Source organism: Cellvibrio sp. UBA7671 (assembly GCA_002483145.1).
GTDB lineage: Bacteria > Pseudomonadota > Gammaproteobacteria > Pseudomonadales > Cellvibrionaceae > Cellvibrio > Cellvibrio fibrivorans.
The window spans coordinates 184,897-198,383 of the sequence record DLHJ01000016.1; the positions used below are offsets into that span (position 1 = coordinate 184,897).

Below are 13,487 nucleotides of genomic sequence, written 5' to 3' on the forward strand. Positions count from 1 at the left end.
TTCCGCTCATGAATCATCACACATATGCTCGATCGCATCGTCGTAAACCACTTGTACTTGCTTGTGCGCTATTGCCATTGATCGCCTTGCCCGCTGCAGCTAACACTACCCCGGTGGTTGAAGAAGTGATCGTCACCGCCGCCAAGCGTCAACAAAGTTTGCAGGATTTTTCTGGCGCAATCAGCGTGGTGAGTGATTTTTCCAGTATTAAGAATTTGGGGGATATTGCCGCGCAGGTTCCAGGTTTTTCGCTGGTAGATGCAGGTCCTCGCAACCCTGCGGTATTGATTATGCGCGGTCTGCGCCTGGATGAAATTGGTTCCAATGATTTGGGCGGCGATGGATCTGCAATTGCGAGTTATGTCGATAACATTCCGCTACAAGGTTATTTTGTGCCGCCTTCTTTTAGTTTGAAAGATTTGCAGCAAGTGGAAATCCTGCGTGGCCCCCAAGGTACGCTTTATGGCAATGCATCTATCGGTGGATTAATTCGTTATGTCACCGCTAAACCGGATTTGGAAAAATATTCCGTGAGCACTACCGCTGAAATTTCACAAACCGATGCAAGCGATGATTTGAGTTACGATACCGATTTGGTAGTGAACACCCCGCTCGTCGACAATACCCTCGGGCTGCGTTTAATGCTCGGCAAAACTGACAATGCCGGTTTTATCGACAACCCTTATTTGTTGTCCGGTGCGCAAGATGATATCAATGACGACGAAACCAATCAGGCGCGCATCAGTTTACTTTGGCAAGCGACTGAAAAATTGTCGCTCAATAGCAGCTATCACTATCAAAAAATCAATGTTGGCGACCGCCAGGCTACTAACGAAAATTTTACCGGCGATGAATACACTGCTTCCAGCCGTTACTTGCAACCGATGGAAGGTAAATTGCAATTGGCAAGTATCGATGCCAATTATGATATGGAGTGGGCGACGTTGACGGCGAGTCTGAATCACTATGATTATGCTCACAATGAGCGCGCTGATCAGACAGATTTGTATATAGGTTTTGACCCAGATGTTGAGTATTACAATCTTTACGATGATCTTTCTGCGTACAACGCCAGTATTGTGGATGTCGTAAAAGACAGTGCCGAATTGCGCTTGGCATCACCGGATGAGCAGCGATTGCGTTGGCTGGCCGGTGCCTTTTATAGCCGTGACGATTTGGACGCGTACATGGGGGATTACACGCCTGGTCTGGGTGAATTTTTCGAAATAGATTTGCCTGGCGATCTGGAATATCTCGCTACTCAAACCGAAACGCTCGATGAATACTCCACCTACGCCGAATTGACCTATGACCTCACTGAAAAATGGGACGCGACTGTCGGTGCCCGTTATTTCCGTTACGATGACCAGTTGGACGTATGCATCACTTATTTCCCTGATCCCACCGCTGATTGCGAGAACGGCGATGATGTGAGCAATGACACGCTTGGTAAATTCAGCACCAGTTATCAATTCAGCGACGATAAAAAAATCTATTTCCTCGCGGCAGAAGGTTATCGCCGCGGGGGCGCTAATACCGCACCGGCAGAAGTACTTAACAACCGTTTTTATCGTCCCGACCAAGCCACTAATTATGAGCTCGGTTTTCGTTCGCTGTGGCTCGCGCAGCGCCTCGAATTGAATGCAGCGCTGTTTAATATCGAATGGGATGATCTGCAAGTCCAATTGGAAACTATTGATGGCCGCACCGCTTGGGATAATGCCGGTAAAGCGCGCACCCAAGGTGTTGAGTTGGATGCATCGGCACAGTTGAATGACGTTTTTACTCTGCACGCGGGTTATTCTTACACCGATGCTGCGATCACCGAATCTATTGCGACGATTGCTGTGTACGACGGCAATCAATTACCGGGTTCGCCGCGCACCCAATGGAGTCTCTCGCTGGATTTCAATCGTGAGTTCAACGGCGCTCTATGGGATGCCAGCATCGGCATGAACCGTATCGGTCATGTGTATACAGCGCTTAATCCGGAATTTGCCAGCTATCAAAAGCTGGATGCCTACAGTATCGCCAGTGCGCGCGTTGGTGTAACACTGCGTAATTGGCGTCTGGGTGCGTTTGTGAATAATATTGAAAATACGCGCGGTATTTCTGGTGGTCGCTTTGATGATTTTTATGGTGACCAAGGCCAGTTTGAATATGTCACGCGTCCGCGTACGATTGGTGTATCGGTGAATTATCAATACTGATGAATCGAGCCGACAATCATTGCAGCTGTGCAGGCGGGTAACCAGCATTTGATCTATGCTTGTTTTGCTACATTTTTAGCCGTCGTCTGGGAAGAGGGCGGCACACAATCAAAAGGTCGTTGTTTTTGATATGGTGACCACTTAGGGATTTCACACATTTAACTAACAGGAAGCATTCAATATGGCAGCTGAAAAGAAAAAAGCAGATAAAAAAACTGAAAAAAAACCCGTCAAGAAAGTCGCCGCAAGTGCCAAAAAACCGGTGAAAAAATCCGCTAAAAACGTGGCAACTGTGGGTGATGTAACCGTTAATGTTCCTAAGGGTGGTCAGGTAATTAAGTTTTTCAATTTAGTTCCAGCAATGCCAACGGTCTCGGGTCCCGGAGACTGGAAGTTTACTGAGGTAGGTAGCACCGTTGATATTTCCACACTGACCGTACGTTTTGAGCTGAATCCCTCGGCGATAGAGCGTGAGTTTGAACGTGCCATTTTAGTAATTAAAATGCAGCCAAATCCTAGCACCAATGGCACCTGGCGTTTTGCTTTGAGTGGTGTTGCTACAGATGCCGCGGATAGTGACCCAAGCAATGATATTGCTTTGGAAATCATTGATAACGGTTTTACCATGCTGGTTTACGTGCATGTGTTGGAAAACTCTGAGGAGGCAATTCCGTTTGGATTTGTGGCGTCATTTACCAATGCGGCGACTGGAGCTGTGTCTATCTATGAGTCGCAAGATCCAACGATATATCCTCGTCGGCCATAGTAACCAGGGAGCAGCGTTGCTGCTCCCCGTATCTTTTCAGCAGTTCACCAAATTCTTGATGGACACACATTCCATCAAACCAGTTAAATGAAAACCAAATGGTGTGCATACCCAATGCCAGTGATTTTTCTATATTTAACAGGGCAGAGGCTTTGTTGCCTACCAAGCTGTGTACTAGCGCCGCTGTGTAACTGGTCTCGATATTTTGCGAATCAATTTTTTCAAGTTCACTCAGTGCGGTTAGCGCAGCGGGGAAATTGCCAATTTGGGCATAAGCTTGTGTCTGTGCGCGTAGCTGTTCGTTGTTGGGTTTGATAGCTGTGGTAATAGCAATAATTTTTTGGTAGATCGTGGCCGCTTCGGTGTGATTGTTGGCAAGTTTTTGCGCATCGGCATAGTTCAACATGTGCGATGTGTTTTCGGAGTCTCTTGCTAATAATTGTTGAAAAATATCGGCGGCCCGCTGGTGTTTGCCATTCAGCATATAGGCGACAGCAAGATTGCCCACATTGTACAAATCATCCGGGTTGTTCTGTGTGATGAGTTCGAGCGATTTTTGGGCGTCCAGTGCTCGCCCTTCGGTAAGCGCAATAATGGCATACAAGCTGTTGGCCTCGTGAAAGCTTGGAGATACTTTTAGTACATCCTCCAAATACTTTTTGGCATTTGCCGTGTCACCCATGTACCAATAAGCGTTTGCCAAGTAAAACACGGTTTTAACATTTGCCCGGGACTCTATTGAACGCTTGTAAAGCTCAACGGCTGCCTGATAATCCTTATTGAGCATTTTTCGGTAGGCTTTGAGTTCTGTGGTGGCTGCTTCTCCCAGTGCTAATTTTTTTTCTAATAGGTCGGCTTCTTTGTTGTTGTGCTGGGCAATTTTCAAAAAATAAAGATTGTAAAGGTGGCTGATATCATCATGTTTGTTATTGATAGAAAGGAATGTCTCGAGTCTGTCCAAATAGTCGGTATTTTTAGTTTGATGATACAAATCCAAAGTGATTTCTCTGAATAACGTTTGGGTAGCTGCCAGCTTTTTCGTTGCAATTTTTAGGCGTTCAAGTTGTGATATTTGTGCTTCATTTGCCCCCGACTTTCGGTATTCAGTATTAATGTTCAGGAATGATAAGTAATCGTCTTGTGTACTGTTAGAGAAGGATTGCATGGATTTCTTTGCATACAAACTCTCTATATTTCGTTCGACAATCGCGGCAACTGATAAATAGTTATCAGTCAGTACATCAAGGGTTTTAGTGCCTGCGACATTTAACCGACCTTGGGCATTGTCAGTCGTGCTGGTCATGCGATTTAAGGTGATTGTGCAAAGCTCAACTTGGCAATCCAGGTTGGCAGTGATTAATTCATCTGCTGCGGTGCTAATGCGTACCGTTTCCAGATCGCTGCCAACGGCTGAAATTTCAGTGCGAGGAATTAAATAGAATCCATCCAGCTGAATTACACTCTGTTGAATCGCATCATATACAGCACCTTTCACCAACTCTTGCTGTGATTCCTGCATCCCGTTTGCTGTCAAATTCGGTGGGATCACCGCGATATACTTCGGCGGTTTAGGTTGTAGCTGCCAAACTGCCACCACCGCAAGAAGCAATATACTGAATAATCCAAAACCCGCACTGATTTTATTATCAGCCACATAATTTTTAATCGACATCCAGCGTGATTTTTTCAGAGTTGCATTAACTGCAACAAAGCGCGTTTCAAAGGTGGGATGATCCTGCGTTCTTACTGCGTTATTAATTCCAGCATTTCTTATGGCCGATTGATTCGCCGCCGCATCGGTTGGCATCAGCGCTTGCGTATCATCACTCACAAAATCATTGGCCAGCTGCAAGTGGCTCAGCGCTTCAAACTGCGCGGCGACCCAGTGGGTATTGTCCGGACGTTTGGTGGGATCTTTGCTGAGTAGCTGGCCGAGTAAGTCATTAAGCTCTGCTGGCAAATTCGGATTGTGCTTACCGGGGGAAGTGGGCGGATGGGAGATAATCCGCTGCATTAACTGCAATTTATTATTGGTATCGCCAAACGGATGTGCGCCACACAACAATTGGTACGCGAGTATACCGAAGGAAAATAAATCGCTCTTAAAATCGATGGTTTCGCCCATCGCCTGTTCGGGCGACATGGAGCAATAGCTGCCCGCGACGTGATCGGTCAGAGTCGCGTTATAGTCTTGCGATTTGGCGATACCCAAATCGGTAATCTTGGCGACTTTGCGCTGGTTGATCAGGATATTTTCGGCTTTTAAGTCGCGGTGAATAATACCGGCGTCATGCGCAACCGCGAGGCCCTGGGCAATGTCGGTCAGCCAGCGCATGCGCTGCGCAAAGGGCGCAATATGCTCGCGCAAATACAATTGTAAATTTTGGCCTTCCACCAATTCCATCACCAGCGCGAGTTGGTCGGGCGCTTCGATAAAATCGTAAATCTGCACAATATTCGGGTGATTTAATTTTGCCAGCAGCAGTGCCTCGCGTTTAAAACGCTCGACGTAGTGGGCTTCAAATAATTCGGTGCGCAAACATTTAATCGCGACTAGCCGATCCAGCCGTGTATCGCGCGCGCGATACACCAAACCCATTCCGCCGCGCCCGATACAGTCGAGCAACTCGTAGTGCCCGAGCTTATTGGGCTCGGTCTGCGCTGCAACGGTGTTGGGCGGAAGCGAGTTATTCATTCAACACTCAGCAGGATTTGAGTGGCGAGGCGAGTGTGAGCTTGTCGCCTTTGTAGATTTTAAATTTTTCGCACCCGAAGCGGATTTTGCCACCGCGTCTTTCCAATAAATTTTGTTGGCCGACAGCGTCGGGCAGTACGTCAACCAATTGTTTGCGCGCGCGGAAAATCTGGATATTCATATGGGTGCTATCCAGCCCCAATTCTGCTGCGAGCTGGTCAGCATAAACCCAGCCCTGACTTTTACTATCCAAGCCACGCCCGGCATCTTCTGCTCGGTGCCGAGCGAGTTGCAACAATAAGTAGTGGTGGGTGCGCACGGCCAGGTCCAGCGTTTGCTGGTGATGCAATTCGAGCTGGGTGGTTTCTTCATCCATGCTCATATTAAAAATAAATTCGTAATCATTAATGTGGCGCGAGGCTTTCGCTTCGGTCGGGCCATAAATTTGCGCGCGCACAAATTGCCAATGGCTGTTGCTGAACTGCACCAGATCGCCATCGTTCAATTCCGGCTGCTCATGTTCGCACTGCTGGTTCAATGCTTCCTGATGCCATTGCTGTGTCTGCTCGTTGTAAAACAGCGCGAGCTCCGGATGTTCTGCATCGGGTAGCAGGTGGTAGCGCGAGAGGTAAATAGGTTCAATTTGCGCGAGCATGTTATCCAGCGGCCAAAGCATATCTGCCGGTGGAGCGAGATTGATCACGGTAAAGCCCGGGTCAGTTTGTTCGGCAAAGTGGATTTCATCATTCAGGCTCAGGTCGCGGGTATCTCCCTGACCGAGGCTGACACCATTCACCCAAGTGCCGTTTAGGCCGAGATTTTTGAGGCGCCAATGACTGCCGTTCCATTCAATCGCTGCGTGCAATTTGGAGACGTAGGGTTTATTGATGTGGGTATCCACACTCTCGGCGAGCCTGCCAAAGGTGTGATGGGGCGCGAGAGGAAAGTAAATCTCTGTAGCGACATCCAACAAATAAGCCATAAGGTTTCCGCGTAAAAAGTAAGCATTGCCAGAGCGCGGTGCTGCTGATTCTTTCGCTCCTTGTGTAAATGCTGCCCGCGCGTCTATGTGTGTGCTGATCTATATGTTGGTTTGGGTTAGGTTCTGTCTGTAATGCCCTGTAATAGGCAATTTCATCCAAGAGCTATAGATTGCCACAAGATGCCCCAGTTTTCCCACCTATTGTCTGCATGGATTAAGAGACTGTCGCTATGATTGCCCTGTTCCAAGCCGCTATGAGCCACAAGCCGGTCGCCCGCGCCATCCACAAATTCAATCAGTCCACTAGCGCCAAGTGGGTGCCAGTGAATAAAAGTTTTATCACGCTCAGCAAAATTATCCTGCGCGCGGCGGTTGATCGCCTTGGCCTTGCGCATGCGGCTATCACTTTGCGCTGCGTTACCCATCAGGGCTATCACCATTTGTTACTGGTCAATGACACTCAGGACTTACAGCTCGCCGCCGCCGGAAAGGTAGAGGAATTTTTTATTTCCACGCAGGAGGCAAACAATTCACCCTTTGAAGATTTTACGGCTGAGACAACATTTAGTCTGCCACTGGATTTCAAACAGCCGCAGGGGCTGCCGCAGCGTTTGGGGTATTTGGTGGCTCAGGCAGCGCCGGGCGTCGCTACGTCGGGCGTCGCTACGTCGGGCGTCGCTACGTCGGGGACGGAAGCAAAACCTGCACAATTAACCAAAGAGCTGGCATTGGTTGCTGACGAAATTATCCGCACTATTGGCCGCTATCAGACTCGTTACCGTGCGATCCATATTTATGGTGATCAGAGTTATTGGATCGGCAACAGCAAAGCATTGCGCCAATTGGATCAACGGATCGATCAATTGGCCAAAGGGACGCAGCCGGTATTGATCCGCGCTAACAAAGGCAGCGGTAAAGTGATTGCGGCGCGTAGTTTGCATTGCTTATCGCGCGCCGATACCGCGCCCTTTATCGAATCGGATTGCAATGAATGGGAAGAGGGCGCGGCGGCGAGCATTTTGCAATCGCTGCACACCTACGCCAATGGCGGCACCCTGTTTGTGCGCAATATCGATACGTTATCCAACAGTAGTTTCCAGGCGTTGCGCAATTTTTGGCTCAAGGCTGCCAACGCCCGTTTTGATGGCACCTACAGTGTACGTTTGATTATGAGCTTGAGTAGTGAAGATGCGCCGCTCGCGTCATCGCAATCCCAATGGCTGGCGCAGCATGCGCTGGAGTTGCGCTTGCCCGCATTGCGTGAACGCTACGGGGATTTGCGCGATCTCGCGCAGTTTTATATTCGCGAATTTGCACTCACCGCCGAATTCGATTTAACTGAAGAGGCTTGGCAGTTGCTGGAGTCCACCGACAGTTTGGTTGATGTTGAACAATTAAAAGCGGCGATTCAAAAACTCTCACTCATCGCCAATGGTGCACTGGTATCAGCCGAGGAGTTGCGCTCGGTATTGGATTGATTCTGCATTCTTTTTCCTGCATAAATTATTTGCCTCACTTCTGCGACACCTGATTAATAGGGAGTCGGCATCCTCGCGTAGCGGGGATCCATAGGTCTTATTGGTAAATCAACAGCTGGACTCCCGCGTGTGGGAGTGACACAGGGTAAATAAGCGGGAGTGACGCTGGCTATTGGCAGGGTTATACTGCCCCGTCTTTTACCTGACCCTGCCAAGTTCAGGGTGTCATCGGACTCCGGTTATGAAAATTGCAGTTGTATTGATGTTGCTATGCCTTGGCCTTGGCGCCTGTGGCCAGAAAGGCCCGCTTTATTTGCCCCAGCCCAACAAGCCTCAGCCGGAAGCTCCAGCTCCGCAAACCGAGCCCGCGCAGCCCAAGGCAGACCAACCCAAAACCAATCAGCCTGAAACCCCGGCCGAGTAATTCCAAACCATCCGCTCCCCGCTTTTTGATCGAGATTTTTTATGCAGCATTTCACCGAACGCAATGGCGAACTCTACGTTGAAGATACCCCGCTGGCCGTTGTTGCCGAACGCTTTGGCACGCCCTGTTATGTGTATAGTCGCGCAGCGTTTACGCAGCAGTATTTATCCTACGCGCAGGCCTTGGGTTCGCATCCCGGTATGATTTGTTATGCGATTAAAGCCAACTCCAATCTCGCGATTTTAAATATGCTCGCCAAACTCGGCGCCGGTTTCGATATTGTCTCCGGTGGTGAATTGGAGCGTGTGCTGCTCGCCGGTGGCCAGCCATCGCGCATTGTTTTTTCCGGTGTGGGTAAAAGTGCGGATGAAATTGCGCGCGCATTGGATGTGGGAATTTTTTGTTTCAACGTTGAGTCAGAAGCGGAATTGGAACTGCTTGCGCAAATCGCTTCACAAAAAGGCAAGGTGGCGAGCGTGTCGCTGCGGGTAAACCCCGATGTGGATGCCAATACTCACCCGTATATTTCTACCGGTTTGAAAGAAAATAAATTCGGTATTGCGATTGAACGCGCGCCTGCGGTTTATGCCCGCGCTGCACAGTTGCCGAGCTTGGCGATAAAAGGTTTGGATTGCCATATCGGCTCCCAGCTCACCCAGCTCACACCGTTTTTGGATGCGCTTGACCGCTTGTTGTTACTGGTCGATGAATTGGCGAGCAAAGGCATTACTATTTCCCATTTGGATTTGGGTGGTGGATTGGGGGTGACCTATCGCAATGAAACCCCGCCACCCGTGGCAGATTACATGGCCGCGATTAAAAGCAAATTGGGCGATCGTAAATTAGCGTTAATGTTTGAACCTGGCCGTTCAATTTCGGCAAACTCGGGTGTGCTGCTCACTAAAGTGATGTTCCTCAAGCCAACCGAGCACAAAAATTTCGCGGTGATCGATGCCGCTATGAATGACAATATCCGCCCATCGCTGTACCAAGCTTGGCAAGACATACGTGCAGTAAAGCCGCACGCGGGCGAAGTGAAAAAATGGGATCTGGTCGGCCCGATTTGCGAGACCGGCGACTTCCTCGGTAAAGACCGCGATCTGGCGATTGAAGCAGGTGATTTACTGGCGGTAATGTCAGCGGGCGCCTATGGTTTCAGCATGAGCTCCAACTACAACACCCGCGGCCGCGCTGCTGAAGTGGTCGTTGATGGCGACCAAATGCATTTGGCGCGCGCGCGCGAAACTTTTGACGATATGATTCGCGGCGAAATGTTGTTGCCCGAATAAATGACCGGATCGGTTGTCCGGAAGTAATAGGAAAAAACATGCGTTTACGTTTTAGCAAAATGCACGGTTTGGGTAATGACTTCGTTGTGATTGACGGCGTCAGCCAAAGCGTGCGTTTAACACCGGAAAAAATTCGCTACATCGCCGACCGCAATTTTGGTGTGGGTTGCGACCAAATTCTATTGGTCGAAACGCCCGAGACACCCGATGTGGATTTCCGCTATCGCATTTTTAATTGCGACGGCAGCGAAGTGGAAAACTGCGGCAACGGCGCGCGCTGTTTTGCGGTGTTTGTGCGCGAGCGCAAGCTCACTGGCAAAAATGTTATCAAAGTGGAAACTGCGGGCGGTTTAATCGAATTGCGTGTGCAGCAAGACGAGCAAGTCAGCGTCGATATGGGCGCACCGCGGTTGCAGCCAGCGCAGGTGCCTTTTACCGCCGATGCGCAAGCTGTGACTTATCCTTTTGAAGTTGCCGGTAAGACGTACGATATCTCTGCTGTGTCCATGGGCAATCCCCACGCGGTGTTGGTGGTCGATAATGTCAAAACTGCGCCAGTCGCTGAATTGGGTCCGCTGATTGAAAGCCACGCGCGCTTTCCGGCGCGCGTGAATGCCGGATTTATGCAGATTGTGTCGCGCAACGAAATTAATTTACGTGTATTTGAGCGCGGCGTAGGCGAAACTCTCGCCTGCGGTACCGGCGCTTGCGGCGCAGTAGTGGCTGGCCGTCTGCGCGGGCTGCTCGACCAAAACGTCAAGGTGAATTTACCCGGTGGCAGTTTGCAGATCGAATGGCCGGGTGAGGGCCAACCGGTGATCATGACGGGGCCTGCGGTCACCGTATTTCATGGACAAATAAAAATCTAATAACCCAGAATTGACTCTATGAACGAAAAAATCCCCACGCTTGCCGATCCACTGGAACCGGAACAAATTGAAGCTTACTTGCGTGAGCATCCTGATTTTTTCGAACAGCACCATGAGCTGTTAGCCGAAATTACCCTGCCGCACGAATCGGGTTCGGCGGTGTCATTAGTGGAACGGCAGGTGGCGATATTGCGCGAGCGCAATATCGATATGCGCCACCGCTTGAGCAAATTGCTCGACAACGCGCGCGACAACGACAAGTTATTTGATAAAACCAAACGCCTGGTGTTGAGCCTGTTGGAAGGCCAGGATATGGGCGATATCATCGATGCGCTGCACTACAGTTTTGATAAAGATTTTAATATCCATTTCACCAGCGTGATTTTATTTGGCAACGCCGACAAAGTGCCCAGCAGCCAAGCGCGCATTGTGAGTATTGCGGAAGCGCGCGAACATGTGGGCCCGTTGCTGAAAAATAGCCGCGCAGTGTGCGGTACTCTTGGTGCCAAAGAAATGCAGTTTATTTTTGGCGAGCACGCCAGTGAGATCGGCTCGGTCGCTACAGTGCCACTGATTCACGGTAGCGTGTTTGGTTTGCTCAGTATTGGCAACCGCGACCCACAATATTATCGCTCCAGCATGGGCACCTTGTTTTTGAGCTATATTGCAGAAGTACTCAATCGCTTACTGCCAAAATATTTGCCGCGCTAATTCCCGATGCCTTCTGGGCGCAGCCCAGCGGAGATTTATGACCGACCTTTCTCCACCGGCTACTCCCATGCCCTTCGCCGAACAGCTCGCGGCGTTTTACATTTATATCCGCAGTGAACGGCAGCTATCCATTCATACCCAAACCAGCTACGCGCGCGATCTGGAAAAATTCCAGATTTTTTGTGCATCAAAATCGATTAAAGAATTGCATATGCTGGGGGTGAATCACATCCGCATGGCGGTTGCGCAATTGCATCGTGAAGGTTTGGGTGGAAAAAGTTTGCAGCGCTGGTTGTCGTCGCTGCGCAGTTTTTTTCAATTTTGTATCCGCCGCGGCTGGCTCAAAAATAATATTGCCGACGGCATCACCGCGCCCAAATCGCCTAAAGCGTTACCCAAGGTTTTGGATGCCGACCAAGCCGCGCAATTTGTGCAAGTGGAAGGCGATGATTTTATTAACAAGCGCGACCGTGCCTTGGTGGAACTAATTTATTCATCGGGTTTGCGATTGGCGGAAGCAGTGAGTTTGGATATCAATGATATCGACTGGGGTGACGCCATGCTCACGGTCACCGGCAAAGGCCGCAAAACCCGCACTCTCCCGGTAGGTTCCCACGCGCTTACCGCGCTCAAAGATTGGTTGGAAGCACGCAAGCTCTACACCCAAAATGACGAGTCCGCACTTTTCACCACCCAACGCGGCCAACGCATCAGCCATCGTGCCGTGCAAATGCGCCTCCAACAACTCAGCATCCAACAAGGCATGGACAACCCCGTCCATCCCCACATGCTCCGCCACTCCTTCGCCAGCCATATGCTGGAATCCAGTGGTGATCTACGTTTAGTTCAAGAACTTCTCGGTCACGCCAACATCTCCACCACACAGGTTTATACTCATCTCGATTTCCAACACCTTGCGAAGGTTTATGACAGCGCACATCCACGAGCGGGTCGGAAAACGGATGATGACGAGATGTAGTGGGGTTTTGTTTTGCAGAATCAAGCAACGTAAAACATGGTGAGCCATCATTGATAAATCACAAACGATGTGATGCTCCAATCACAAAACCCGCTTCACACAGTAATCACTGTTCGCGAACCAGTCTTCAGTCGCTGTTTGTGCTGCTTGGCATTTCAATCAATTAATCTTATTTATTAAGCGAGATGTGAATCTCGTTGCTCTTTTGTTTTTTTCTCCCCCTAAAATTCGCCTGATTGAAATTGTGCTCGACGTTATCAGCCGTGTGTTGACATGTTCGATGCTGCATTTTATTGCCTGGTGTTTTGATCGAAAAGGCGGGATTAATAATGAATAAATTATTGTTGGCCGTAATCGCGGCGGGCGTTTTGCTGGCTGTTTATTTTGCAGTGCTGCCAAATGCCGGACAGCAAATGTCTGGCGATGGTGTTGGTGCTAGTGGAAAAATTTCACGTGCGCCGAAGACAGCAGCAGTGGTGTCTGATGCACAAGAGAAACCCGTGACAGTGCAGAATAATGACAACGAGCGCTATCAAGCGGTTTCGGATAATCCGCAGTTTCCCAACCTTGAGCAGCGTATTGCCGAATTAAATCAGCTTTATCCCTACCGCGAATTTTCTGCCGCTGAGGTGTTGGATTTATTAGCACAATCACATGCCTGGGAAAGTTCAGCTGATATTCCCGACAGCTTGCCAATCACCGATGAGCAGAGAAACGATGGGCGCGCCTTTATTGAATTAAATCCCGAGCGTTTTCAAGTGTTGTTGCCAGGCGACACGCTCGAATTGCCGCTGGAAAAATTAGGGATGCATTTGCAAATGCAGGTGGACTCGCGGGAGCCATTGGCGAATGGCGGCTTCACATTGCATGGCCATCTGGTAGGAAGCGATGAAATTATGCGGGTCACTATCACCCAAGGCCCCGGTTTAAGTCTCGCTGGTATTGATACGCCCCAGGGGCACATTGTGATGCAGGCAAACGATACCCAAGGCTGGATTGCATCCAGCGAAACACTCTTCAAACAAGATCCTCATTCCACAGATATTTTATTGCCCACCGACGAATAACCGATAAAGGTAATGTC

11 protein-coding genes are annotated in these 13,487 nt (G+C 49.5%); 9 read left to right on the forward strand and 2 right to left on the reverse strand.

From position 1 onward, the window contains the following. Positions 1 to 8 precede the first annotated feature (8 nt). Together B4E62_RS16625 and B4E62_RS16630 are read left to right on the forward strand one after the other, a co-directional pair. Complete coding sequence (locus B4E62_RS16625) at positions 9 to 2,210, forward strand: TonB-dependent receptor (RefSeq protein ID WP_331352832.1); 2,202 nt, start codon at positions 9 to 11, stop codon at positions 2,208 to 2,210. Between the two features lie 181 nt (positions 2,211 to 2,391). Beyond that, entirely contained in the window at positions 2,392 to 2,976 is a 585-nt protein-coding gene (locus B4E62_RS16630; protein ID WP_310067946.1) for a DP-EP family protein, read from the forward strand. On the opposite strand, the gene B4E62_RS16635 is transcribed toward B4E62_RS16630, so the two are convergent. Together B4E62_RS16635 and B4E62_RS16640 are read right to left on the reverse strand one after the other, a co-directional pair. After that, complete coding sequence (locus tag B4E62_RS16635; protein ID WP_331352833.1) at positions 2,930 to 5,671, reverse strand: protein kinase domain-containing protein; 2,742 nt, start codon at positions 5,669 to 5,671, stop codon at positions 2,930 to 2,932. The genes B4E62_RS16630 and B4E62_RS16635 overlap by 47 nt on opposite strands. Before the next feature lie 7 nt (positions 5,672 to 5,678). Then, complete coding sequence (locus B4E62_RS16640) at positions 5,679 to 6,653, reverse strand: FHA domain-containing protein (RefSeq protein WP_331352834.1); 975 nt, start codon at positions 6,651 to 6,653, stop codon at positions 5,679 to 5,681. A 230-nt stretch (positions 6,654 to 6,883) separates the two neighbouring features. Between B4E62_RS16640 and B4E62_RS16645 the strand changes: the two genes are divergently transcribed. From B4E62_RS16645 to B4E62_RS16675, 7 genes are all read left to right on the forward strand, one after another. Then, positions 6,884 to 8,131: a sigma 54-interacting transcriptional regulator gene (locus B4E62_RS16645; protein WP_331352835.1), complete on the forward strand. Its 1,248-nt coding sequence runs from the start codon at positions 6,884 to 6,886 to the stop codon at positions 8,129 to 8,131. A gap of 241 nt (positions 8,132 to 8,372) precedes the next feature. Further along, positions 8,373 to 8,555 carry an LPS translocon maturation chaperone LptM gene (gene lptM, locus B4E62_RS16650; RefSeq protein WP_310067933.1) on the forward strand — a complete coding sequence of 61 codons (183 nt, stop codon included), beginning with the start codon at positions 8,373 to 8,375 and terminating at the stop codon, positions 8,553 to 8,555. A 41-nt stretch (positions 8,556 to 8,596) separates the two neighbouring features. After that, positions 8,597 to 9,844, forward strand: coding sequence for a diaminopimelate decarboxylase (gene lysA / locus B4E62_RS16655; RefSeq protein WP_331352836.1), 1,248 nt, complete (start codon positions 8,597 to 8,599; stop codon positions 9,842 to 9,844). A gap of 38 nt (positions 9,845 to 9,882) precedes the next feature. Next, positions 9,883 to 10,713 (forward strand): diaminopimelate epimerase, encoded by an 831-nt coding sequence (gene dapF / locus B4E62_RS16660; RefSeq protein WP_310067926.1) that lies wholly within the window; start codon positions 9,883 to 9,885, stop codon positions 10,711 to 10,713. An 18-nt stretch (positions 10,714 to 10,731) separates the two neighbouring features. Next, the gene (locus tag B4E62_RS16665) at positions 10,732 to 11,424 is read left to right on the forward strand and encodes a DUF484 family protein (protein ID WP_310067925.1); all 693 of its coding nucleotides are present in this window, start codon (positions 10,732 to 10,734) and stop codon (positions 11,422 to 11,424) included. Between the two features lie 37 nt (positions 11,425 to 11,461). Next, positions 11,462 to 12,403, forward strand: a complete 942-nt coding sequence (xerC, locus tag B4E62_RS16670) for a tyrosine recombinase XerC (protein WP_331352837.1) — start codon at positions 11,462 to 11,464, stop codon at positions 12,401 to 12,403. A 329-nt stretch (positions 12,404 to 12,732) separates the two neighbouring features. After that, positions 12,733 to 13,470: a hypothetical protein gene (locus B4E62_RS16675; protein ID WP_331352838.1), complete on the forward strand. Its 738-nt coding sequence runs from the start codon at positions 12,733 to 12,735 to the stop codon at positions 13,468 to 13,470. Positions 13,471 to 13,487: the final 17 nt, after the last annotated feature.

Excerpts from the sequence above, each read along its gene's own strand:
- B4E62_RS16625 (WP_331352832.1), top strand. The coding sequence starts at position 9 with ATGAATCATCACACATATGCTCGATCGCATCGTCGTAAACCACTTGTA.
- B4E62_RS16630 (WP_310067946.1), top strand. The coding sequence starts at position 2,392 with ATGGCAGCTGAAAAGAAAAAAGCAGATAAAAAAACTGAAAAAAAACCC.
- B4E62_RS16635 (WP_331352833.1), bottom strand. The coding sequence starts at position 5,671 with ATGAATAACTCGCTTCCGCCCAACACCGTTGCAGCGCAGACCGAGCCC.
- B4E62_RS16640 (WP_331352834.1), bottom strand. The coding sequence starts at position 6,653 with ATGGCTTATTTGTTGGATGTCGCTACAGAGATTTACTTTCCTCTCGCG.
- B4E62_RS16645 (WP_331352835.1), top strand. The coding sequence starts at position 6,884 with ATGATTGCCCTGTTCCAAGCCGCTATGAGCCACAAGCCGGTCGCCCGC.
- lptM (WP_310067933.1), top strand. The coding sequence starts at position 8,373 with ATGAAAATTGCAGTTGTATTGATGTTGCTATGCCTTGGCCTTGGCGCC.
- lysA (WP_331352836.1), top strand. The coding sequence starts at position 8,597 with ATGCAGCATTTCACCGAACGCAATGGCGAACTCTACGTTGAAGATACC.
- dapF (WP_310067926.1), top strand. The coding sequence starts at position 9,883 with ATGCGTTTACGTTTTAGCAAAATGCACGGTTTGGGTAATGACTTCGTT.
- B4E62_RS16665 (WP_310067925.1), top strand. The coding sequence starts at position 10,732 with ATGAACGAAAAAATCCCCACGCTTGCCGATCCACTGGAACCGGAACAA.
- xerC (WP_331352837.1), top strand. The coding sequence starts at position 11,462 with ATGACCGACCTTTCTCCACCGGCTACTCCCATGCCCTTCGCCGAACAG.
- B4E62_RS16675 (WP_331352838.1), top strand. The coding sequence starts at position 12,733 with ATGAATAAATTATTGTTGGCCGTAATCGCGGCGGGCGTTTTGCTGGCT.